The organism is Streptomyces sp. MRC013 (assembly GCF_023614235.1).
GTDB lineage: Bacteria > Actinomycetota > Actinomycetes > Streptomycetales > Streptomycetaceae > Streptomyces.
Genome location: NZ_CP094264.1, coordinates 5,149,537 through 5,172,113 on the forward strand (window position 1 = coordinate 5,149,537; position 22,577 = coordinate 5,172,113).

The following is a 22,577-nucleotide window of genomic DNA, read 5'->3' on the forward strand; positions in this document are numbered from 1 at the left end:
GCCGTCCGGAGCGGGCCGGACGGCGGCCCCTGCGGGCGGGGGCTCTCAGAGGGGGACGACCACCTCGTCCGCGGGCGGCGGCCCGGGCGGCGTCCCGTCCCCGAACGGGCGCCCGCCCAGCTCCTCGCGGTGGTGCGGGGAGCGCCAGCCGCGCAGGTCCGGGCCGCGCGGGACGATCCGGGTCGGGTTGATGTGCCCGTGCACGACGTAGTAGTGGCGTTTGACGTGGTCGAAGTCCACCGTGTCGCCGAAGCCGGGCGTCTGGAACAGGTCCCGCGCGTACGCCCACAGCACCCGGTCCTCGGCCAGCTTGTTGCGGTTGCACTTGAAGTGGCCGTGGTACACGGCGTCGAACCGCACCAGCGTGGTGAACAGCCGCACGTCGGCCTCGGTGATCGTGTCGCCCACCAGGTAGCGCCGCCCCGCCAGGTGCTCCGACAGCTGGTCCAGCCGGGCGAACAACCGCCCGTAGGCCTCGTCGTACGCCTCCTGGGAGGTCGCGAACCCGGCCTCGTAGACGCCGTTGTTGACGTCCCGGAAGACGCCGTCCATCCGCTCGTCGATCTCGTCGCGCAGGTGCTCCGGGTACAGGTCGGGGGCGCCGGGGCGGTGCAGCCGGGTCCACTCGGTCTCCAGGTCCAGGGTGATGCGCTGGTAGTCGTTGGTGACGAGCCGGCCGCTCGGCACGTCGACGACCGCCGGCACGCTCACCCCGCCCGGCTGCCCCGGCTCGCGCGCCTCGTACGCCTCGGACAGGAACCGGATGCCCAGCACCGGGTCGCGGCCGTCCGGGTCGAGGGTGAAGCGCCAGCTCCGCTCGTCCTGCACGGGGTCCGCCACGGCCAGCGACAGCGCCTCCTCCAGCCCCAGCAGCCGCCGCACCACCAGGGAGCGGCTCGCCCACGGGCAGGCCCTGCTCACCACCAGCCGGTACCGCCCCGCCTCCACCGGCCAGCCGTCCCGCCCGTCCTCGGTGATCCGGTCGGCGAACCGGCCGGACGCGCGCTGGAAACGTCCCTCGTCACCCATGCGCCGGCGGGTACCCGCCCCGGACCGGCCGATGCCGCCCGGCACGGTCCCGCGGCGGAGGGCCCCCGTACGCCCGGATCACCCGGGGCGAAGCGGTCGGGCCAAAGGACGCCGCCGCGCTCGGCGGACCCGTCGGCCGGTGCCCCGCCGCCGGCCCGGGCCCCCCGGGCGGGGAGGGCGGCCCCTCACCGGGACCCCGCCCTCCCCGCCCGGGCCGTCACGCCCCCGCCGGGCCGATCTCGCACCACACGGCCTTCCCCTCGCCGCGCGGCTCGACGCCCCACCGCGCCGACAGCGCCTCCAGGAGCAGCAGCCCCCGCCCCGACGTCGCCGCCTCGCCCGGCGTGCGGCGCCGGGGCCAGGCGCTGGACCGGTCCCGCACCGTGAGCCGCACCCGCCGCACCGGCTCCGGCAGCACCTCCAGCGTCAGCACCGCCCCGCCCTCCGTGTGCAGCAGCACGTTGCCCAGCAACTCCCCGGTGAGCAGCTCGGCGTCGTCCGCGTACCCGCGCATCCCCCAGTCGCGCAGCGCCCGCCGCACCACCGCCCGCGCCTCGGACAGACCCTCCGGATCCGCCTGGTGCACGTACTGGTGGACGCGCGGCGCCCGTGCCGTGCCCGGGTCCGGACTGCGCCGCAGCACCAGCAGGGCCACGTCGTCGCCCGCCCCCCACCGCTGCCAGAGCCTCCGCGACAGGTGGTCGGCGAGGGCCTCGGCGTCCGGCGGCCCCGCCGCGACCGCCTCGGCCAGCGCGTCCACGCCCCGGCCGATGTCCGCGCCCGGCTCCTCCACCAGGCCGTCCGTGCACATCACCAGCGTCTCGCCGGGCACCAGGTCCAGCCGCGTCTCCGGGTACTCCTCGTCCCCGAACACCGACGCGATGCCCAGCGGCAGCCCGCCCTGCAGCTTCGGCATCCCCACCCGCCCGTCCGTGTGGCGGATCAGCGGCCCCAGATGCCCCGCCCGTACCGCCCGCGCCGTGCCCGTGTCCAGGTCGACCTGGGCGTACGTGCACGTCGCGAACCGCTCGGTGTCCAGCTCCGCCAGGAACCGCGACGCCCGGGCCAGCACCGTCGAGGGCGCGTGCCCCTCGCCCGCGTAGGCGCGCAGGGCGATGCGCAGCTGGCCCATGATCGCCGCGGCGTGGGTGTCGTGGCCCTGCACGTCGCCCACGACGATCCCGACGCGCCCCCTGGGCAGCGGGATCACGTCGTACCAGTCGCCCCCGACCTGCCGGCCGCTCCACGCCGAGTGGTACCGCACGGCGATCTCGCCGCCGTCGATCCTCGGGATGCGGCGCGGCAGCATCGTCGCCTGCAGGCCCGTGGCCAGCTCCCGCTCCTCGTCGAAGAGGATCGCCCGCTGGAGGGACTGCGCGACGATCGCCGCGAGGCCCAGCGCCAGGTTCCGCTCGTCCGCGCTGAACGCCGTCCGGCGCCGGTAGAACAGCACCATGCCGCCCAGCGTGCGCGCCTGCGCGACCAGCGGCAGGTACGCCGCCGCCCGGAACGGCAGCCGGCCCGCCAGCGGGGCGAGCAGCGGGTACTCCCCGATCAGCTCCTGGAACGAGCCGGTGAACAGCGGCCGCCCGCTCAGCACCGTCTCGTGCAGCGGCAGCCCGCTCTCCAACCGCCGCGCCCCCAGGCCCTCCAGCGCCTCCAGGGACTCGCCGCTCAGCGCGATGAGGTTCAGCGAGCCGTTCTCCACCAGGCCCAGCGCCAGCCCGTCGGCGCCGAGCCGGGCGAGGCCGCCGGGCCCGGTCAGCGCCGCCGTCACGTCGTCGACGGTCACCGCCCGCGCCAGGGCCCGCGTCGACCGCTCCACCATGTCGGTCTGGCGCCGGCGGCGCCGCTCCAGTTCCGTCACGAACTCCGAGTGCGTCACCTCGGCGGTCGCGTCGCGGACGATCCCCACGATCCGGTGGGCCCGGCCGTCGCGGTCCCGCAGGATGCGCGCCTGCACGTGCGTCCACTGCCCCGAGCCGTCGTCCCGCACCAGCCGGAAGTGCGCCGCGTACGAGGACCGGCCGCTGGTCAGCGCCTCCTTGACCACGCCGTCCAGCCGCTCCCGCTCCACCCGGTCGAGCCGCCCCACCAGCGTCTCGGGCCTCGCGTCGAAGGCGTCGGGGTCCTGTCCGAACACCAGCAGCCCCGCCACGTCGACGTCGATCGTGCCGGAGCCGAGGTCCCAGTCGAAACTGCCCGTGCGGTTCATGGCGAGCCGCTCGGCCGGCCCGATCTCGCCGCCGTGCCCCCGCTCCCCGCCGAACGCCCGTCTGTCCGTCATCCCCCCCATTGTCGAGCCCGCCGGCGGGCGGCGCCAAGGCGTCGGCGCCGCCCGTCCGCGGCGTTCCCGCGGTCGCGCCGCCGGGAACGGCGGAGGCGGGGCTCCGCACGGAACCCGGCCGCCCGGAGCCCCCGTCGCCCCGGGGCGCACGGGCGGCGGATCGCGCGCCGCGCGCGGCCGGTGGGCGGGGGACGCGGCCACCGCGCGCCGCCCGGTCCCTCCGCGGGGCGCGAGCACCCCGCCGGGCGGGGGCGCCCCGCGGGGCGGCACGACCGTCGTGAAGGAGCCGGGACGCGGACGGCGACGGCCCCCGCGCCCGTGCGGGCCGCCCGCCACCGCCGGCCCCGGGCCGCGACCCCCTTCCGGGAAGCGGTCCGTCCCGAGGTCGCGCACGCGCCGGCCGGCGACGACAATGGCGAGTGCCGGACGAACAAGGAGGCGGCATGACCGAAGAACCCGAGACGAACTCCCGGCGGGGCGGCGTCACCCCCGACGCCCTCCTGCACAGCGGCGCGGAGGGCGAGTTCAGCGCCGAGGACCTGGTCCTGGCCTCCGGACGCGACGTGAACCCCGAGAACCTCGCCTGGGCTGAGCGCAGGATGGCCGAGAAGGGCAGGGCGGCCCTCGACGAACTCCTGCCCTGACCGACCCCGTCCTGACCGACCCCGCCCCGGGAGGCCCGTGCCGCGCACCGCGCCCGGAAGGGCCCGCCCCCGGAAGGGCCCTCCCGGGGGCCGCCGCCCCGCTCAGTCCTCGCCGTCCCCCGCGCGGCCGCGCGCGTCCGGGCCCTCCACCCCCTCCGCGTCCTCCCGGTCCAGGGGGCGCGTCGCCGGCCCCTCCACGACCCGCCCCTCCACGTCGAAACGCGACCCGTGGCACGGGCACTCCCAGGTGGTCTCCGCGTCGTTGAAGTGCACCACGCACCCGAGGTGCGTACAGCGCGCGGACACCGTGTGCAGCGCCCCCTCCCGGTCCCGGTGCACCGCGAGCAGCCGCCCGCCGACCCGCACCACGGCTCCCTGGCCGGGACCCACGTCCGCGGCCGAGTCGGCGTACGCGCCGGGCGTCCGGTCGCCCACGAAGTGCTTCGCCACCCGCGCCTGGAGCCGCAGCATGGCGGGCACCTCCCGCAGCGGGCTCAGCCGCACCGGGTCGTACAGCGACGTCCAGGCCGAGTCCCGGCCCCGGATCCGCGCCGCCAGCAGCGCCCCGGCCATCACCCCGCCGCTCATGCCCCACCCGGCGAACCCGGTCGCCACGTACACGTGCCGCGCCCCGGCGTGCAGCCGCCCCACGTACGGCAGCCGGTCCGTCGTCCAGTTGTCCTGCGTCGCCCACCGGTGGGTGACCTCCAGCGGACCGAACCGCTCCCGCGCCCACTCCTCCAGCCGGGCGAACCGCTCGCCGACCTCGCCCTCCCCGGCGGTGCCCGGCGTGAACTTCTCACCGGTCACGATCAGCATCCGCGTCCCCTCACGCCCGGTGGGGGCCGTCCGGACCGACCGCGTACCGCCCTCCGACGTCAAAAACACCCCGCCGGGGTCGCGGTCCGCCGGGATCGGGCCCGCCACGACCAGCTCCCGCTTCGGCTCCAGCCGGGTGAACAGCAGCGCCCGGTCGAACACCGGGTAGTGCGTGGCCACCACCACGTGCCGCGCGACCACCGTGTCGCCCCGCTCGGTGGTCAGCTCGCACGGCGTGCCCTCCTTCAGCCGCGTCACCCGGGTCCGCTCGTAGATCCGCCCGCCGAGCCGCTCCAGGTCCGCGGCGAGCCCCAGCAGGTACTTCCTCGGGTGGAACTGCGCCTGCGCCTCCATCCGCACCGCGCCCGCCACCGGGAAGGGCAGCGGCGTCCGCGTCACGTACGACGCGGGGAGCCCCGCCTCCAGCGCCGCCTCCGCCTCGGCCCGCAGTTCGTCCGCCCGCCCGGGGTCCTCCGCGTACGTGTACGCGGGGAGGCGCTCGAGGTCGCAGTCGATGCCCAGCTCCTCGCTCACCTCGGCCACGCGCTCGACGGCCAGCTGCTGCGAGTGCGCGTACAGCCGTGCCGCCCGCGCGCCGTGCGCCGACCTCAGGTCCGCGTACACCTGCCCGTGCAGCGCCGACAGCTTCGCCGTCGTGTGCCCGGTCACGCCGGTGGCGATCCGGTCCGCCTCCAGCAGGACCACCGGGTGGCCGGCCCGCGCCAGCTCCCAGGCCGTGCACAGTCCCGCGACGCCGCCGCCCACGACGGCGACCTCCGTCTCCACCGGCCCCGCGAGGGCCGGCCGGGCCGGTCCCGGCGCGTACTCCATCCACAGCGAACCGGACAGCGGGTCGAAGACCATGGACACCCTCCTCCTCGGCGGCCGTACCCGGACCGCCAGCACGGGCCCGGAGAGGTCCGGGGTACCCGGAGAGGACGCATGAAATCCCCGGAGCTGCGCACCCGTCCCCCATGACCCACCACATCAACCCCCCAGACCCCGACCCCGACCGCACCGCCGGTCTCGACGCCGGCGGCTCGGCGGTCCCCGGCGACACCCCGCCGGCCGAGGGCAGCACCTCCGGCGCGGGCCCCCAGGAGACCCACAACCCCCCGACGGGCTGGGCGAAGGCCCCCATGACGATCATCATGGTCCTGGTGGTTCTGGTCGCCGCCCTCTTCATCGTCAGGGCGGTGACCCTCGCCGACTGATCCCGGGCGCGCGCCGCCCCGTCCCGGGGCGGCGCGGGCATCCGTGTCGGCCCGTACGGATCCCGCCCGCAGGGCGCCATACTGGAGGCGCCGGGGAGGCGCAGCGAACGACGGGGGCGACAGCACGCGATGGCGGAGACCAGGGTCATCCACGGCCGCTACCGGCTGCTGGAGGTGATCGGGCGCGGCGGCATGGGGGGAGGTGTGGCGGGCCACCGACGAGTCGCTCGGCCGCAGGGTCGCCGTGAAGTGCCTCAAACCGCTGGGGCCGCGGCAGGACCCGGACCTCCTGCGGGTGCTGCGGGAGCGGTTCCGGCGCGAGGCCCGCGTCGCCGCGTCCCTCCAGCACCGCGGCGTGACGGTGGTCCACGACTTCGGCGAGGCGGAGGGCACGCTGTACCTGGTGATGGAGCTGCTGGAGGGCCGCGACCTCAGCCAGCTGCTGGGCGACAACGCGAACCACCCGCTGCCGGTGCACGATGTCGTCGACATCGCCGAACAGGTCGCCGACGCCCTCGCCTACACCCACAGCCGGGGGATCGTCCACCGCGACCTCAAACCCGCGAACATCATGCGGCTCGCGGACGGCACGGTGAAGATCTGCGACTTCGGGATAGCCCGCCTGGGAGCCGGCCTCGGCGCCTCCTCCCGCCTCACCGGCACCGGCATCGCCATGGGCACGCCGCACTACATGTCGCCCGAGCAGATCGGCGGCGGCCCGGTCGACCACCGCAGCGACCTGTACTCCCTGGGCTGCGTGCTCTACGAGATCGCCACCGGGGCCCCGCCGTTCGACCACGAGGACGCCTGGGCGATCGTCATCGGCCACCGCGACACCCCGCCCGAACCGCCCAGCCGGCGCCGCGCGGACCTGCCGCCCCCGTTCGAACGGATCGTGCTGGACCTGCTCGCCAAGGCCCCCGAGGCCCGCCCCGCCGACGCGGGCGACCTGCGCCGCCGCATCACCGGCACCCGCCACGCCGCCCTGCCCGCCGGCACCCTCCACCGCCCGGACGCGCATCTGCCCGACGCCTACCGGATCGCCCCGCCGCACCGCCCGGGCGCGAACCCCTCCGGGTCCGCCGCCCCCGGACTCCCCGCCTGGACCCGGTCCATGACCGTCGGCCGCCGATCCGTCGCCGCGGTCCCGCCGTACGCGGCGTTCCCGCCGGACGATCCGGCGGGAGTGCTCACCGGCCGGTGGACGATCGGCGCGGCGACGCCTCCGCGCCCGGCGCACCCCGCCCCGGTCACGCCCCCCGTTCCGGCCCTGCCCCCCGTTCCGGCCGCGCCCCCCGCGCCGCTGCCGGCCCCCGCCCCGGAGCCGCGCCTCCTCGCCGTCCTGGCCGGCCGCCACAGCGCGGGGCTCAGCCTGGGCCGCCTGGGCCGCTGGACGGAGGCCGGCGAGGTGCACCGGGCCGTCGCCGACGAGCGCGAACAGGTCCTCGGACCCGACCACCCCGACACCCTGGCCAGCCGGTACGAACAGGCCTTCGCCCTCAGCCGCGCCGGCCGGTCCGTCCAGGCGCTGCGCCTGTTCGGCCGCGTCGCCGAGGGCCGCGCCCGCGTGCTGGGCCCGGACCATCCCGAAACACTCACCGCCCGCCAGGAGACGGCCCACGTCCTGGGCCGGCTCGGCCGCCACGGCGAGGCCCACCGGGCGTACGCCGACGTCCTCGCCGCCCGCGAGCGCGTCATGGGCGCCGACCACCCGGACACCCTGCGCTGCCGCCACAACCTCGCGTTCACCCTCGGCCGCCTGGGCCGCCTGGAGGAGGCGTACCGCACGGCGTACGAGGTGGCGACCGCCCGCGCCCGGCTCCTCGGCCCCGGCCACCCCGACACGCTGGCCACGCTCCACGAGGTGGCCCACACCCTCGGCCGGCTCGACCGCTGGGCGGACGCGCTGGGCACCTACCGGGAGGTCGCCGCGGGCCGCGCCCGCACCCTGGGCCCGGACCACCCCGACACCCTCGCGGCCCGCTACGAGGCGGGCATCTGCCTGGGCCGCCTGGGCCGTGGCCGGGAGGCGCTGGAGCTGTACCGGGAACTGGTCGGGGCACGCACCCGGGCGCAGGGGCCCGACGACCCGGAGACCCTGCGCGCCCGGCACGCCCTCGGGGTCAACCTGGGCCGCCTGGGCCGCTGGGAGGAGGCCCTCGCCGAGGCCCGCGAGGTCGCCGCGGCCCGCGGCAGGACGCTGGGGCCGGACCACCCGGACACGCTGGTCAGCGGCCGGGAGGTCGCCGTGTGCCTGGGCTGGCTCGGCCGCTGGGAGGAGGCGCTCACCGGGTACCGGCACGTCGCCGCGGCCCGCGAGCGGGCCTTCGGCCCGGACCACCCGGACACCCTCGCCAGCCGCAACGACGAGGCGCAGTGCCTGGAGCAGCTCGGCCGGCACGCCGAGGCGGTCGAGGTGTACCGGCGCGTCGCCGCCGCCCCCCGGCGGGCGGCGGACGGCTGAAGCCCCGACGCGGCCGGCGGGCGGCCGGCCCCGCCCGCCACACGGCCGGTGGAACGGCCGGTCCCTTCGCCCCGCCCGGACGGCGGTGCGGGCGGGCACCCGTGCCGGATGCCCGCCCGCCGTGCGCCGCCGCAGCGGTCAGTCGAAGGACCAGCAGGCCCCTTCGAGCTCGGCGACCACGGCGTCACCCGCCTGGGCGTAGCTGCCGTCCACCCAGCAGCCCTTCATGTCCGCGGCGGCGGGGGAGGCGGTGAGGAAGCCGACCGCGAGCAGACCGGCCAGGACCATCGAGACGCGCCGAAGCATGTTTCTCTCCTTCGAGTAGGGGAACTCGCCCCGACTCTCCACCAGCCGCGGCGGGACCGCACGCCGGGACGCGCGACCGGGTGGCCCGAGGCCCGTCCGGGGAACGGAGGGTCAGGTGCCGGGCGGGGGTTCCCGGTGCTGCCCGCGGTCGCGGCCCAGCCGGTTCTTGACCTGCTCCTGCGCGGCGCCGATGTGGCGGCTGTGCCGGCCCCGCGTCTTCTTGTCGGCGTAGTCGCCGGCCTTGTCGACGCCCTTGCCGACCTGGTCCTCGTGGCCCTTCAGCATGTTCTTGATCTTGCCCATCACGGACATGGGTCGTCCTCTCGCCGAGTGGCCCCCCGCCGTCCAGTCTCCCCGCCCCGCCCACCGCCCGCATCCGGTGCGGCACCGTGTCGTCGGGCCCCTCCGGCGCCCCGCCCCGCGGGCGCGGCCCCTCCCGGTGGGCGCGGCCCACCCGTTCCCACCGGGCCCGCCCGGTCGGCCGCGTCCCGGCCGCCCGGAGCGCGGCGGACGGCGTCCGCGAGCGGCCGGGCCACTCGTCCGGGGCGTCCGCCGGGCGCCGCTGCGCGCCCGCCGCCCCGCCCGGCCGCGAACCGGCGCACCGACGGCTCCGCCCCCGTCCCGGGCGGCCGGACCGGCCGGACTCCGGCGTTCCGTACGGGACCCGCCGCAGTGCGCCCGTTGCGGCGCGAACGGCCCCCGCGCGGACGGCTCCGCCGCGGACGGGGCTCCGCAGGAGCGGTGCCGGGACGGCCCGGGTGCCCCGCGCACCCCCTCGGATCACGGTGCTCGACCCCAGGGCGCCGGGCCGGCGGGCGGGGGAGGCCCGGCTCAGTCGGCCGACGCCGTCCAGCCCTCCGCCTCGATCAGCGCCGCGTCCGCCGGCCGCGCCTCGTCGAACAGGGTCCGCCCGCCGTCCAGGACGCGCAGCCCGTCCACGTACACGCCGCGTCCCGTGTAGCGGGCGTCCGCCGTGTACCGCCACCGCAGCCGCAGGGCGCCGACGCCCGCCCACGCCGACAGGTCGGCCTCCAACCGGTGCCAGACCCGCCCCGACCAGCCCGTCACCGATCCACCCGGGCGCTCCACCGGTTCCCCGCCCGGCCGTACGGTGACGAACGGCACCGGCCGCCACCCCCGGCCGGATCCGCCGACGCCTCCAGGACCAGACCGTCCGCACCGGGCTCGGTGTCCCACCACAGGGCGCACCGCAGCCGTGCCCGCCCCGTCGCCGGCCGTACGGCGGGCAGGGCCAGCGTCGCCGTCGAGGCCGGCGCCGTCCCGGCGGACCAGGCGGTGCGGCCGTGCGCCGGCCGCACCGGTACCGCGCGGGCCATGCGGTCGGCTGCGGCGACCCGCGGCGCCGACCCCGAGCGCCAGCTCCGCACCGGGTGCACCGAGTTGCCCAGCAGTACCAGGAACGAGTCGGTCGTCGGGTCCAGCACCAGACTCGTCCCGGTGAACCCGGTGTGCCCGGCCGTGCGCGGCGTGGCCATCGCACCCATGTACCAGTGCTGGTACAGCTCGAAGCCCAGCCCGTGCCCGTCGCCGGGGAAGGCGGTGTTGAAGTCCGTGAACATCAGCTCCACCGACTCCGGCCGCAGGATCCGCGCGGAGCCGTAGGAGCCGCCGTTCAGCAGGGTGCGGGCGAGGACCGCCAGGTCCCAGGCGCGGGAGAAGACGCCCGCGTGCCCGGCGACCCCGCCGAGGGCGTACGCGTTCTCGTCGTGCACCTCGCCCCGCACCATGCCCCGGTCCAGTCCCGACCACGGCGGGCGGGCGTCCTCCGTCGCGGCGACCCCCGGCCGCCAGGAGGCGGGCGGCCGGAACCGGGTGCGCCGCATCCCGAGCGGCGCGGTGATCCGCTCGCGCAGCAGCGCGTCCAGCGGACGCCCGGTGACCTCCTCCAGCAGCAGCTGCAACGCGATCAGGTTGAGGTCGGAGTACCGGTACGCCGTGCCGGGCGGGTCCAGGGGCCGCTCCTCCCACAGCAGCCGCAGCATCCCCTCCCGCGTCGGCTCCCGGTACAGCGGCAGCCAGGCGCGCAACCCCGAGGTGTGCGTCAGCAGCTGGCGCACCGTGACGCCGCCCTTCCCGCCGCCGCCGAAGTCCGGCAGCCGCTCGGCGACCCGCCCCTCCAGCTCCAGCGCGCCCCGCTCCAGCAGCTGCACCGTCAGGATCGAGGTGAACAGCTTGGTCAGCGACGCCAGGTCGAAGACGGTGTCCCCGCGCATCGGGACCCGCCGCCCGGGCGGCAGCTCCACGCCCCGCCCGGTCGTCTCGTCGTACGCCTCGTACCGCACCGCGTGACCGATCGCCCGGTGCAGCGCCACGACCGGTCCGCGTCCCGCGAGGAGCACCGCGCCCGCGTACCAGGGGTGGACGGGGGAGGGGCCGAGGAACCGCTCGGCGTCGGCGACCAGCAGGTCGAGGTGGCAGCGCAGCAGCCCGGCCCGTTCGGCCGTGCCGTGCCGCAGCACCGGCCCGGCCGCCTCCCGCGGGGCCGCGGCCGGGCCGCCCCGCGGCGCCCCGGTCCCCTCCCGGCCCGCCGCGGCGCCGCCCGTGAGGGGACCGATCACCAGCGCACCTCCCAGTGCCAGCACCCCGCCGCCGAACGTACGGCGGTCCATCCCGCCCGCAACCGGCTCCCGCACCGTCCCGCCCTCCCCGTCCGCAGCCCACCGCCCGGATCGAAACCCCCACCGTCGGGCACACCGGGTGAAACCATCCCGCCGGCGCACCCGCGCGTCAAGGAGGCGGGCGGTGGAACTGAGACCCCATCAGCCCCGGTCGGGGTGCGGGCCGGACACCGCGGTGGCAGCGTGGCCGCATGGGCACGCAGACCGGCGGGGACCGGGGCCGCGCCCCCGGCCCGGGGCCCGGGGGCCGGCCCGCCGCGCCGCGCCCGTGGCGGGAGCGCGCCACCTGGGCCCCGCTCGCGGCGCTGGCCGTCCTGGCCCTCGGCTGGGGCCGCGACCTGTCTGGGCCCGCCGTCGCCGTCGTCGGGCTCTGCCTGGCCGGGGCCGTCCTCTCCGCCGTCCACCACGCCGAAGTGGTCGCCCACCGCGTCGGCGAGCCCTTCGGGTCGCTGCTGCTCGCCGTCGCCGTGACCGTCATCGAGGTCGGCCTGATCGTCATGCTGATGGTTTCCGGCGGCGACGAGGCGGCCACCTACGCACGCGACACGGTGTTCGCCGCGGTCATGATCACCTGCAACGGCGTCGTCGGGCTGTCCCTGCTCGCGGCGACCCTCCGGGGCCGCGTCGCCGCCTTCAACGCCGAGGGCTCCGGCGGCGCCCTCGCCACCGTCACCACCCTCGCCACGACGACCCTCGTGCTGCCCGCCTTCACCACCGGCACCCCGGGTCCCGAGTTCACCGGGGCGCAGCTGGCCTTCGCCGCGGTCGCCTCCCTGAGCCTGTACGGGCTCTTCGTCACCGTGCAGACCGTCCGCCACCGCGAGTACTTCCTGCCCGTCACCGCCGAGGGCCGGCCCGTCGACCCGGCCGCGCACGCCCCGCCGCCCACCCGTGCGGCCACCGGGTGGAGCCTCGGTCTGCTCGCGGCCGCCCTGGTCGCCGTCGTCGGCCTGGCCAAGCTCGTCTCCCCGGCGATCGAGGCCGGAGTGAAGGCCGTCGGCCTGCCCACCGCGGTCGTCGGCGTCACCATCGCCCTGATGGTGCTGCTGCCGGAGACGCTGGCCGCGCTGCGCGCCGCGCGCGGCGCACGCGTCCAGACCAGCCTCAACCTCGCCTACGGCTCGGCGATCGCCAGCATCGGGCTGACCGTGCCGACGATCGCGCTCGTCTCCGTGTGGCTGCCCGGACCCCTGATCCTGGGACTGGGCCCCGTCCACCTCGTGCTGCTGGCGCTCACCGCCCTGGTGAGCGCCCTGACCGTGGTGCCCGGACGCGCCACGCTCCTGCAGAGCGGCGTCCACCTGCTGCTGTTCGCCGCCTTCGTGTTCCTCTCGTTCAGCCCCTGAGCGCCCCGGGGCGCGGTCCCCGGGGCCCGGCCTCCGGGGGGACCGGTCCGGGCGGCCCGGTCCCCCCGGGGGGTCACTGCGTCACCCGCACCACCCGCAGCGCCGGGTCGCGCAGGATGTCCCGCTCGCAGAACCGCGCGGTCACCCACCGCTCCTGCGAGTACAGCAGGGTCTGGTCGGCGTGGTGCGGCGATCCCGGGTCGGACGACTGGGAGTACGCCAGCAGCGTCCGCGCGACCGGGCACCGGCCGTCGTCCCAGCCGACCGCCTGGACGTGGCTCGTGCCGTGCCGCACCTCCGTGTAGCCGCCGCCCGCCGCGTTCCACACGGGCACGGTCATGTTCCACACGCCCGTGCCCGTCCCCCCGTGCACGGGGATGCGCCGCCCGTCGCGCACCACGAACTGGTGCTCGCCCAGCGGGGCGTCCAGCGGGATGCCCGCCGCGCGCAGTTCGGCGACCGCCCCGCGCAGCGCCGTGGCGAAGCCGGGCGCGCCGGTGTCCAGGCCGCGGGGCGTGCCCACCGGGTCGGCCGCGGAGAACGGCACCCTCCACCGCCCGGCACCCGTCGTCTCCCGCTGCAGCCGCCCCCAGAACCGGTCGAACAGCAGGGCGCCCCGGCTCCCGGTGTCCATGCGGCGGTCCCAGCGCGCGAGGGCCCCGCACGCCTCCGCGTCACCCGGCAGCGCCGCCGGGCACGCCCGCACCACGTCGTCGGCGGCCAGGTCGGCGGCGGGCACCCGGTTGGCGAACTGCTGCTCCTGGAGGTCGGCGACGGTCAGCCCGCCCCGGCCGGCCATCGCCGCCACGTCCTCGACCGCGCCGCGCGTCCGCAGCGACCGCTCCGTCCCGATGTCGCCGAAGACCCGCTCGTACCCGGTCAGCGGCCGGTCGGCGTTGGCCAGCCAGGCGCTGTCGTTGGAGTTCTCCGCGTACGGGGCGCCGTGGAGCAGCGGCCAGCGGTCCGGTCCCATGATGCCGGGCTGCACCGCCCCCGGGTCGCTCCCCAGCGCGCAGTCGCCGCGCGACCCGTCGAGCACGGCGAAGCCCGTCGCCGGGTAGACGGTGCGGCCCAGCGGGGTCGAGCACCGCTCGGCCAGCTCGTCCGTGATCCTCGGCACGACCTGCGCCTGCGTGAAGAGCGTGCCGCCGTGCCGGTCCGAGGCCACGGTGTTCACCCAGGGCAGGCCCTGGGTGCGGCGCAGCGCCGCCGCCACCTCCCGGGTGGAGCGCGCCTTGGCGAGGCCGAGCGAGGAGTCCACCATGCGGAGGTTCCCCGCGTTGGGGTCGTGCAGCGCGTACGCGGTGGTCGCCGTCCACGGCAGCGGGTCGCCGCCGAAGGACGTGACGACCGGGCCGTACCGGGTCCACCACTGGGTACGGGTCACCGGCTCCCCGTCCGCCACGGGCACGGTCACGGTCCGCCGCACCATCGGCTCGGACCGGCCGTCCACCAGGTACGCGGTGGGGTCGGCCGGGTCGAGGGCCAGCTGGTGCAGGTTCGCGGTCCGGCCGGTGGCGACGGTGTGGCTCCACGCCACGTCGCCGGTGAAGCCGATCTGCACGAGTGGCGAGCCCAGCAGCGAGGCGCCCTGCACGTTCAGCTCGCCGGGGATGGTCTGCTGCGACTGCCAGAACCGGCGGCCGCCGTGCCACGGGTAGTGCGGGTTGCCCAGCAGCAGGCCGCGGCCGTTCGCGGTGGTGGCGCCGGCGAAGGCGACGGCGTTGGACCCCATCGTCGCGTTCCGCTCGGCGAACAGCTCCCGCACCGCCCCGGCCACCCCCTCCGGGTCGGCCCCCGGCCCGGGAGCCGACCCCGGGGCGGGCGGCCGGGCCGCCGTGATGGAGTCGACGAGGGCGCCCTCTCCACCGACGACCGCCAGCGCGTACGCCCGCCGGGCCACGTCCAGGGCGCTCACCGGGCGCACCCACGCCTTGCCGGCGCAGGCGGGGTCGGCCACCTGGTTCTTCCTCAGCCAGGCGTTGTAACCGGCGGCCCAGCCCCGCATCAGCTCCTTCTGCTCCCTGCTCGGCCCGGCGGGCGCCGGTTGGGCGAGCAGCCGCTCCACGGTGCCCGCGTCGCGCACGCCCGTGAAGTACAGGTCGCTGGAGAGGTTCGTGCGGGCGGACGACAGCGACCCGTCCGTCGCGGCGTCCGGACCGAAGTGCCGGGAGCGTTCGCCCCGTACGGTCACGAACCCGTCGGCGAGCACGCACACCTGGTCGGCGGCCTGCGCCCAGCCGGTGCCGAAGCCCAGGCCGGCGTAGTCCTTCGCCAGGATGTGCGGGATGCCGTACTCGGTGTAGCGGATGGTCGCCGACAACCCGTCCGCCGACGGGTGCCGGCCGCCCGCCGCGGACGGCGGGGCGGCGGCGGCCGGCAGCGTGGCCGCGGCCGTGGCGAGCACGGCCGCGGTGGCCGGCAGCAGGCGTTTCAGACTGGTACGGAGGCGCAACGTTTCCCCCAACTCGACTTCGTGCGCGATCGGTTGGTCCATGCACTCATCCGCGCGGGCGCAGTGTCATCCCCCTCGGGACGGATCCGCGATCCGTCTCGGGTACCCCCGGCGACCCGGACTCTCCTCGGGGTTCACCGGAGGTCGACGATCCGCTTGATCTTCCCCACCGACCGCTCCAGCGTCCCCGGGTCCACCACGTCCACCGCGACCGTCACCCCGACGCCCTCCTTCACGGCCGCCCGGACCTCCCGCGCCGCCTGCGCCCGCCGCTCCGGTGCCGCGTCCGGGCGCGCCTCGACCCGTACGGTCAGCGCGTCCAGCCGCCCCTCGCGGGTCAACCGCAGCTGGAAGTGCGGCGCCAGCCCCGGAGTGCGCAGCAGGACCTCCTCGACCTGCGTCGGGAAGAGGTTCACCCCGCGCAGGATCACCATGTCGTCGCTGCGGCCCGTCACCTTCTCCATCCGCCGGAACACCCGCGCGGTGCCCGGCAGCAGCCGCGACAGGTCCCGCGTCCGGTACCGCACCACCGGCATGGCCTCCTTGGTGAGCGAGGTGAACACCAGCTCGCCGCGCTCCCCGTCCGGCAGCACCTCGCCCGTCACCGGGTCGACTACCTCGGGGTAGAAGTGGTCCTCCCAGACGTGCAGCCCGTCCTTCGTCTCCACGCACTCCTGCGCCACGCCCGGCCCGATCACCTCCGACAGGCCGTAGATGTCGACCGCGTCGATCGCGAACCGCTCCTCGATCTCGCTCCGCATCTCCTCCGTCCACGGCTCCGCGCCGAAGATCCCCACCTTCAGCGACGTCGAACGCGGATCGACGCCCTGCCGCTCGAACTCGTCCAGCAGCGTCAGCATGTACGAGGGCGTCACCATGATGACCTCCGGCCGGAAGTCCCGGATCAGCCGCACCTGGCGCTCCGTCATCCCCCCGGAGGCCGGCACCACCGTGCAGCCGAGCCGCTCCGCCCCGCCGTGCGCTCCGAGTCCGCCCGTGAACAGCCCGTACCCGTACGCCACGTGCACGATCTGCCCCGGCCGGCCTCCGGCGGCGCGTATGGACCGGGCCACCACGTCCGCCCACACGTCGAGGTCCCGCTCGGTGTAGCCGACCACCGTGGGCGTGCCCGTCGTACCGCTCGACGCGTGGATCCGCCGCACCCGCGACCGGTCCACCGCGAACATCCCGAAGGGGTACTCCCGCCGCAGGTCCGCCTTGGTGGTGAACGGGAACCGGCCCAGGTCCGCCAGGGACCGGCAGTCCTCCGGCCGCACCCCCGCCGCGTCGAAGGCCCGCCGGTGGAAGGGCACGTTGTCGTACGCGTGCCGCAGCGTCGACCGCAGCCGCTCCAGCTGCAGCGCCGCCAGCCCCTCCCGGTCCAGCCGCTCCCCGGCGTCCCGCAGGTCCTCCGTCATCACCGTTCTCCGTCCGTCCCACACCGGCAGGCCATGCGGCAGCCGGCCGTCCGGTCGGTCCGCTCCCGATCAGTTACCCCGCCGGGCACCTTCCCGGCAAGCCCCCGGCGGTGCCGCCCCCGGCCCCCGCCCGGCACCGCGGAGCCCGTCCGCCCGCGCCGTCGGCCCCGCCCCGGAGGGCGTCCGCCCGCGCCGTCGGCCCGCCGCCGCCGACCCGCAGGGGCGGCCACTCCCGCCGTCGCCTTCGTCGCCCCGTCCCGCTCCGGCAGGCCGGCGCCGCCCGTCGGCGGCGTCGTGCGAACCGGTGAACCGCCCGGCGCGGCACCCCCGGCCCTCCACCGCGCCCCGACCCGCCCGGCGCGCGCAGCCCCCGTACGATGGCCCCATGTCCTTCCTCCGCCGCCGCAGCCCCGCCACACCCGCGGGCCCGGACTTCGACGTCCTGGCCATGGACCCGGGCGACTGGCCCGGGAACCTCGGCGCCGGCCTGCTCCCCGCCCCCGACGGCACCTGCCAGGGCGTCTTCCTCCGCTACGACCTCTTCGGCGGCCGCGGGCCCGCGATGATCATCGGCAACCTGCCGGAGGGGTCCCCGGCCCGCGACCTCGCCGAGGGCCAGATCCCCTTCGAGGCCGCCCAGCTCCTCGCGGCGCTCGACATGGACGAGGACGTCGAGGTGGTCGGGACCGAGGACGTCCCCGTCATGCAGGGCGACAACCTCCTGATCGTGCGCCGCCTGAAGCTCAGCGAGAGCCGGATCTCCTGCGTCCAGTTCGACCGCAGCGACAACGTCCTGGTGACCATCGCCAGCTGGGACCGGCCCATCACCGACGACCTGTACGCCCTGCTCAAGCCGCTTCCCGCGGAACTCTTCCAGCAGGGCTGACCCCGAGGACCGCCATGGCAGCCACGGACGAGGCGAACCCGGACGCGACGGCGCGCGTCGACAGCTGGATCTGGGCCGTACGCCTCACCAAGACCCGCTCCCAGGCCGCCACGGCCTGCCGCGCCGGACACGTCCGCGTCAACGGCGACCGCGCCAAGCCCGCCCAGTCCGTCAAGCCGGGCGACGAGGTGCGGATCTTCCACGCCGGCCGCGAGCGCGTGGTCGAGGTGAGGCGGATCCTCACCAAGCGCGTCGGCGCTCCCGTCGCGGCCGAGGCCTACACGGACAAGACCCCGCCCCCGCCGCCCCGCGAGCACGTCGCCCTCGCGGGCGTCCGCGACCGGGGCGCGGGCCGCCCCACCAAGCGCGAGCGCCGCGAACTCGACCAGCTCCGCGGCGCCCGCCGTTCCTAGACGCCCCGGGCGCAGGGCCGCGGCCGACGGCTCCCCGGCTTCACGGGGGACGAGGGCGGGCCGGCTTCCCGACGGGGACGCGGCCGCCGGGGGCTCGTCGGGAAGCCGCCAGACCGGACGAGGGCCGACGCGGGACCGGACGGCCGCGCGGAACAGGCCGGCGCGGGAGCACCCGGACGGAGGCGCACCCCGCCCGGCAGCCGGTGCACGGCGGCGCCGCGCGTCCGTCGCGCGCGTCCCGGACGCGCGGTGCGCCCCCGTCGCGCGGTCAGCGCGTGCCGACCGCCGCGCGCACGGCCCGCCGTGCCAGCGCGCAGTCGTCGTGCAGCCGCCGCAGCAGCAGCCGCTGCTCCTCCCCGGGCGAGACCGCACCGGGCTGCACGGGGACCGAACCCGCGGGCGGAGCCTCTCGTATCGTGCGCTGCACCGCCGTCTCGTACGTCCGGATCTCCCGCGTCAGGATGAGCATCAGGTTCACCAGGAACGCGTCGCGCGCCGCGGGACCGCCGGCCTGCGCGAGCTGGCTGATCCGCCGCCGCGCGACGGGCGCGTCGCCCAGCACGGTCCACAGCGTCGCCAGGTCGTAGCCGGGCAGGTACCAGCCGGCGTGCTCCCAGTCGACCAGCACCGGGCCGGCCGGCGACAGCAGCATGTTCGACAGCAGCGCGTCGCCGTGGCAGAACTGCCCCACGCCGTGCCGGCCGCCGGCCTGCGCCAGGCCGCGCAGCAGCTTCTGCAGGTCGTCCCGGTCCCGGTCGGTGAACAGGCCCAGCTCGTGGTACCGGGCGATCCTCGACGCGTAGTCCAGCGGCGCGTCGAACGTGCCGGCCGGCGGACGCCACTCGTTGAGCCGCGCCACCGCCCCCAGGACCGCCTTGACGTCCGCCCGGGGCGGGGCCTCCGCCACGTGGCGGCTCAGTGCCGCGGCCCGGCCCGGCATCCGCTCGACGACCAGCGCGCCGTTGTCCGGGTCCGCCGCGATCAGCCGCGGCACCCGCACCGGGGGACGGTGCCGGACGAACGTGCGGTACGCGGCGATCTCGTGCCGGAACCGCTCGACCCACACGGGGGAGTGGTCCAGTAAGCACTTCGCGACGGCGGTGGCCCGCCCCGTCGCGCCGACGAGCAGGACCGAGCGCCCGCTGCGCCGCATCACCTGCACGGGGTTGAACTCCGGGCAGATGCGGTGCACCGACGCGATCACCCTCCGCAGCTGGGCGCCCTGCGGTCCCGACAGGTCGATCCTCCCGCTGAGCGGACCGGTCACCGCCCCCGCCCAGCGCCTGTTCCGGCCCGCCTGGGCCGGGCCCGGGTGCGGACCGCCGCCCGCCGGTACGGTGCGGGGCCGGGGCGAGGCGGACACGGAGGACGATGCTGTGTACATGGGCGAGGCGGATCCCTTCGTGTGCCGACGGCTGCGTACGCTGCCCCGTCCCGCCTCCGGCCCGGCACCCTGGGGAGTGGGAGCCGTCGCCGGGACGGGGTGGCGCGTTCCTACCTGACACCCCGCCACGGGTGGCTGACCACCTTGCGCCCCCTGGCGAACCCTGGCGAATAGTCACCGGTCCCATGACGGAGGGCTACTGTCAACTCAGCCGAGAACCTGGGGGCTTGACGTGGCAGGACAACCCAACACCCGCCTTTCCGACCTGTTCGGCCTCGCCGGCTGGTCGAAGGGCGAACTCGCGCGGCTGGTCAACCGGCAGGCGGCGGCCATGGGCCACCCCCAGCTGGCGACCGACACCTCGCGGGTGCGGCGCTGGATCGACATGGGGGAGACCCCGCGCGATCCCGTGCCGCGGGTGCTGGCGGCCCTGTTCACCGAGCGACTCGGCCGTGTCGTGACCATCGAGGACCTCGGGTTCGTACGACACGGGCGCGCCGGGAGACGGCGGGACGTCAGGCACACCGACAACCCCGACGGGCTGCCCTGGGCACCCGAACGCACGGCCGCGGTCCTCACCGAATTCACGGGAGTGGACCTCATGCTCAACCGACGCGGCCTGGTGGGCGCGGGCGCCGCGCTCACCGCGGGCTCCGCCATCACCAGCGCCATGCACGACTGGTTCCGCACCGACGCCGGAGGTCCCGGTGCCCACGGCCCCTCCGGTACCCGCCGTGTGGAACCCGCGGGGCTGGACCGCTACGAGGCCGCCCCCGTCGGGCTCCAGGAGGTCGAGGAACTGGAGGCCTCCGTCGAGGTGTTCCGCGCCTGGGACGCGGCCAAGGGCGGCGGTCTCCAGCGCAAGGCCGTGGTCGGCCAGCTCAACGAGGTGGGCGGAATGCTCGCCTACCGCCACCCCGACGCCATCCAGCGGCGCCTGTGGGGCGTCGCGGCCAACCTCGCCGTCCTCGCCGGCTGGATGTCCCACGACGTGGGGCTGGAGCCCACGGCGCAGAAGTACTTCGTCATCGCCGCGCACGCGGCCCGCGAGGGCGGCGACCGGCCCCGCGCCGGCGAGGCCCTGTCCCGCTGCGCCCGCCAGATGGTCCACCTCGGCCGGCCCGACGAGGCGCTGGACCTGCTCCAGCTCGCCAGGCTCGGCTCCGGCGACGAACTGCTGCCGCGCACCCGGGCGATGCTCCACACGATCGAGGCGTGGGCGCAGGCGTCCATGGGCCGGGGGCAGGCGATGCGGCGCACCCTGGGCGAGGCGGAGGAGCTGTTCGTCTCCGACCGGGAGGACGCCCCGCTGCCGGTGTGGATGCAGACCTTCAGGTCCGAGGACCTGTACGGCATGCAGGCCCTCGCCTACCGGACGCTCGCCGAGCACGAGCCGTCCGCCGCCAGGCAGGCCCAGCACTTCGCGCGGAAGGCCCTGGAGCTGCGGGTCGACGGACGCGAGCGCTCCAAGATCTTCGACCACCTCTCCATGGCCTCGGCCTGCTTCATCGCCGACGACCCGGAGCAGGCGGACCGGTACGCCCGGCTCGCGCTGGCCGCGATGGCGGGCAACTCGTCCCGGCGCACCTGGGACCGGCTGCGGGAGATGTACCGGCTCACCGGCCGTTACGCCGACTACTCCGGGATCAGGGACCTGCGGGAACGGATCGAGCGCGCGCTGCCGAAGGAGCGGGCGGGGAAGGCGGGGGTCGCAGGGGCCTGACGGGGGCGGGCCGGCCGGAGCGCCGCTCCGGCGCCGGCGCCGCGCCCGGCGGCGCGCCCCTCACGACGGGTCGCCCACCCTGGCCGCCACCACACAGGCGCCGCCGGTGCACCCCGTGCCGCCGAACTCCTCGGCCACCATCCGCACGCACTCCTGCGCGCCGCGCGCGCGGGCGAACCCCGGCGCGAGCGCCAGCAGCCGCTCCGTGTCCGGCGGGGGCCCGTCGGACGCGACCCCGCCCCCGGTCAGCCCGTCCGTGTGGAGCAGCAGCAGATCACCGGGGTGCAGCCGGACCTCGGCCTGCTCGTAGGGGGCGCCCGACGCGGTCGCGCCCAGCGGGAGGCCCTCCGGCCGGTCGAGGACCCGCCCCGCCCCGTCGCGGAACAGCAGCGGGGCGGGGTGTCCCGCCCCCGCCCAGTGCAGGGCCCCCGCCGCCGGGTCGTAGCGGCAGCACAGGGCGCTGCCGAGGGCGGGCTGTCCGGCGGCCTCCACCATCTGGTTGAGGTGCCCCAGCAGCGGCCCCGGCCGGACGCCGGCCAGGGCGAGGCCGCGGAGGGCGCCGAGCAGTACCGCCACCGACGAGGCGGCGGGCACGCCGTGACCCGTGAGGTCACCGACCGTGAGCAGCGCGTCCCCGTCGGGCAGCCCCAGCACGTCGTACCAGTCGCCGCCGGTCCGGCCGTCGGCGGACGGCAGGCGGTGCCCGGCGACGTCCAGCGAGGCGGCCCCGCCCCCGGCGAGTCGCAGCGGCCCGCGCCGGAACGGGAGCACCGTCTCCCGGAGTTCCGCCGCGAGCCGGTGCTCGGCCTCCTGCCTCTCGTGCCGCCGGCGCAGCGACTCGCGGGACTCGCGCACGGCGCGCTCACTGCGGCGCACTTCGCTGACGTCCCGGAAGACCGCCCACATGGACGCGGTGCGGCCCTCGCCGTCGAGGGCCGGCTCGCCCGCCATGTGAAGGGTGCGCACGCGGCCGTCGGCCCGTACGATCCGGAACTCCCCGTCGATCGGCTTGCCGTCGACGAGGCAGTCCGTCAGCAGCCGGGTGAGGAGCGGCTGGTCCTCCGCGAACACCAGGGACGGCAGCTCGTCCAGGGACATCGGACCGGCGTCGGGGGAGCGGCCGACGATCCGGTACAGCTCCTGGGACCAGTCGGCCTCGTCCGTCAGCAGGTCCCACTCGGCGCTGCCGACGCGGGTGAGCGGGGGGCCGGCGGTCCCCCCTCCGGACGGGCGGCCGTCCCGGTCCTCCGGCCGGGGGGCCTCCTCCGCGGTCGCCCCCCTTCGCGCGGGCTGCTCCGGGACGCCCTCCCTGAGCTGCCCCAGGTGCGCGCCCAGGTCGTCGAGCTGGTGCACGGCCAGGTCGTACAGGGCGCGCTGCCAGCGGGCCCGCGGGTCGGTTCCGCCGGACGCGGCGTCCTGGCGCACGGCGTCCACCTCTCCGCGCAGCCGGCGGGTCTGCGAGATGAGGGCGTCCACCTGGCCGTCCTCCGGCGACTGGTGGGAACGGTCCGCGAACAGGGGGGACGGCATGGGGGTACTCCGATACAGGT

The 22,577-nt window shown here is 76.8% G+C and carries 15 protein-coding genes and 2 pseudogenes; 7 read left to right on the forward strand and 10 right to left on the reverse strand.

The annotated features are described in order from the left end of the window. Positions 1-45 precede the first annotated feature (45 nt). Positions 46-1,029: a glutathione S-transferase family protein gene (locus LUW75_RS23420; protein ID WP_250337381.1), complete on the reverse strand. Its 984-nt coding sequence runs from the start codon at positions 1,027-1,029 to the stop codon at positions 46-48. A 217-nt stretch (positions 1,030-1,246) separates the two neighbouring features. Continuing rightward, positions 1,247-3,316 carry a SpoIIE family protein phosphatase gene (locus tag LUW75_RS23425; RefSeq protein ID WP_250337779.1) on the reverse strand — a complete coding sequence of 690 codons (2,070 nt, stop codon included), beginning with the start codon at positions 3,314-3,316 and terminating at the stop codon, positions 1,247-1,249. Between the two features lie 443 nt (positions 3,317-3,759). On the opposite strand from LUW75_RS23425, the gene LUW75_RS23435 reads away from it, so the two are divergent. Then, entirely contained in the window at positions 3,760-3,960 is a 201-nt protein-coding gene (locus LUW75_RS23435; RefSeq protein WP_250337382.1) for a hypothetical protein, read from the forward strand. A gap of 102 nt (positions 3,961-4,062) precedes the next feature. Here LUW75_RS23435 and LUW75_RS23440 read toward each other — a convergent pair whose 3' ends face one another. Further along, positions 4,063-5,643 (reverse strand): FAD-dependent oxidoreductase, encoded by a 1,581-nt coding sequence (locus LUW75_RS23440; protein ID WP_250337383.1) that lies wholly within the window; start codon positions 5,641-5,643, stop codon positions 4,063-4,065. 110 nt (positions 5,644-5,753) lie between these two features. Between LUW75_RS23440 and LUW75_RS23445 the strand changes: the two genes are divergently transcribed. Continuing rightward, entirely contained in the window at positions 5,754-5,993 is a 240-nt protein-coding gene (locus tag LUW75_RS23445; RefSeq protein ID WP_250337384.1) for a DUF6480 family protein, read from the forward strand. Positions 5,994-6,122: 129 nt separating this feature from the next. Further along, positions 6,123-8,457 (forward strand): annotated as a pseudogene (locus tag LUW75_RS23450) (serine/threonine-protein kinase). A gap of 138 nt (positions 8,458-8,595) precedes the next feature. Here LUW75_RS23450 and LUW75_RS23455 read toward each other — a convergent pair. From LUW75_RS23455 to LUW75_RS23465, 3 genes and pseudogenes are all read right to left on the reverse strand, one after another. Continuing rightward, positions 8,596-8,763, reverse strand: coding sequence for a hypothetical protein (locus LUW75_RS23455; RefSeq protein ID WP_250337385.1), 168 nt, complete (start codon positions 8,761-8,763; stop codon positions 8,596-8,598). Positions 8,764-8,874: 111 nt separating this feature from the next. Continuing rightward, a complete protein-coding gene (locus LUW75_RS23460) occupies positions 8,875-9,075 on the reverse strand; it encodes an antitoxin (RefSeq protein WP_250337386.1) in 201 nt (66 codons plus the stop codon). A gap of 519 nt (positions 9,076-9,594) precedes the next feature. After that, a pseudogene (locus tag LUW75_RS23465) lies at positions 9,595-11,393 on the reverse strand (serine hydrolase). A 200-nt stretch (positions 11,394-11,593) separates the two neighbouring features. Here LUW75_RS23465 and LUW75_RS23470 point away from each other — a divergent pair. Then, positions 11,594-12,748: a calcium:cation antiporter gene (locus tag LUW75_RS23470; protein ID WP_250337387.1), complete on the forward strand. Its 1,155-nt coding sequence runs from the start codon at positions 11,594-11,596 to the stop codon at positions 12,746-12,748. 73 nt (positions 12,749-12,821) lie between these two features. Here the strand turns inward: LUW75_RS23470 and LUW75_RS23475 are convergent, their stop codons facing one another. Both LUW75_RS23475 and paaK read right to left on the reverse strand, forming a co-directional pair. Continuing rightward, on the reverse strand, positions 12,822-15,245 hold the full coding sequence (locus LUW75_RS23475; protein ID WP_250337388.1) for a penicillin acylase family protein: 2,424 nt from the start codon (positions 15,243-15,245) through the stop codon (positions 12,822-12,824). Between the two features lie 92 nt (positions 15,246-15,337). Continuing rightward, positions 15,338-16,621 carry a phenylacetate--CoA ligase PaaK gene (gene paaK, locus LUW75_RS23480; RefSeq protein WP_250337389.1) on the reverse strand — a complete coding sequence of 428 codons (1,284 nt, stop codon included), beginning with the start codon at positions 16,619-16,621 and terminating at the stop codon, positions 15,338-15,340. 385 nt (positions 16,622-17,006) lie between these two features. Between paaK and LUW75_RS23485 the strand changes: the two genes are divergently transcribed. Then, complete coding sequence (locus LUW75_RS23485) at positions 17,007-17,507, forward strand: hypothetical protein (protein WP_250337390.1); 501 nt, start codon at positions 17,007-17,009, stop codon at positions 17,505-17,507. A 14-nt stretch (positions 17,508-17,521) separates the two neighbouring features. Next, a complete protein-coding gene (locus LUW75_RS23490) occupies positions 17,522-17,920 on the forward strand; it encodes an RNA-binding S4 domain-containing protein (protein WP_250337391.1) in 399 nt (132 codons plus the stop codon). Positions 17,921-18,188: 268 nt separating this feature from the next. Here the strand turns inward: LUW75_RS23490 and LUW75_RS23495 are convergent, their stop codons facing one another. After that, positions 18,189-19,304, reverse strand: coding sequence for an aminoglycoside phosphotransferase family protein (locus LUW75_RS23495; RefSeq protein WP_250337392.1), 1,116 nt, complete (start codon positions 19,302-19,304; stop codon positions 18,189-18,191). Between the two features lie 232 nt (positions 19,305-19,536). Here LUW75_RS23495 and LUW75_RS23500 point away from each other — a divergent pair, with 232 nt between their 5' ends. Next, on the forward strand, positions 19,537-21,027 hold the full coding sequence (locus LUW75_RS23500; protein WP_250337393.1) for a DNA-binding protein NsdB: 1,491 nt from the start codon (positions 19,537-19,539) through the stop codon (positions 21,025-21,027). A 60-nt stretch (positions 21,028-21,087) separates the two neighbouring features. On the opposite strand, the gene LUW75_RS23505 is transcribed toward LUW75_RS23500, so the two are convergent. Then, positions 21,088-22,557, reverse strand: coding sequence for a PP2C family protein-serine/threonine phosphatase (locus LUW75_RS23505; protein ID WP_250337394.1), 1,470 nt, complete (start codon positions 22,555-22,557; stop codon positions 21,088-21,090). Between the last annotated feature and the right edge of the window lie 20 nt (positions 22,558-22,577).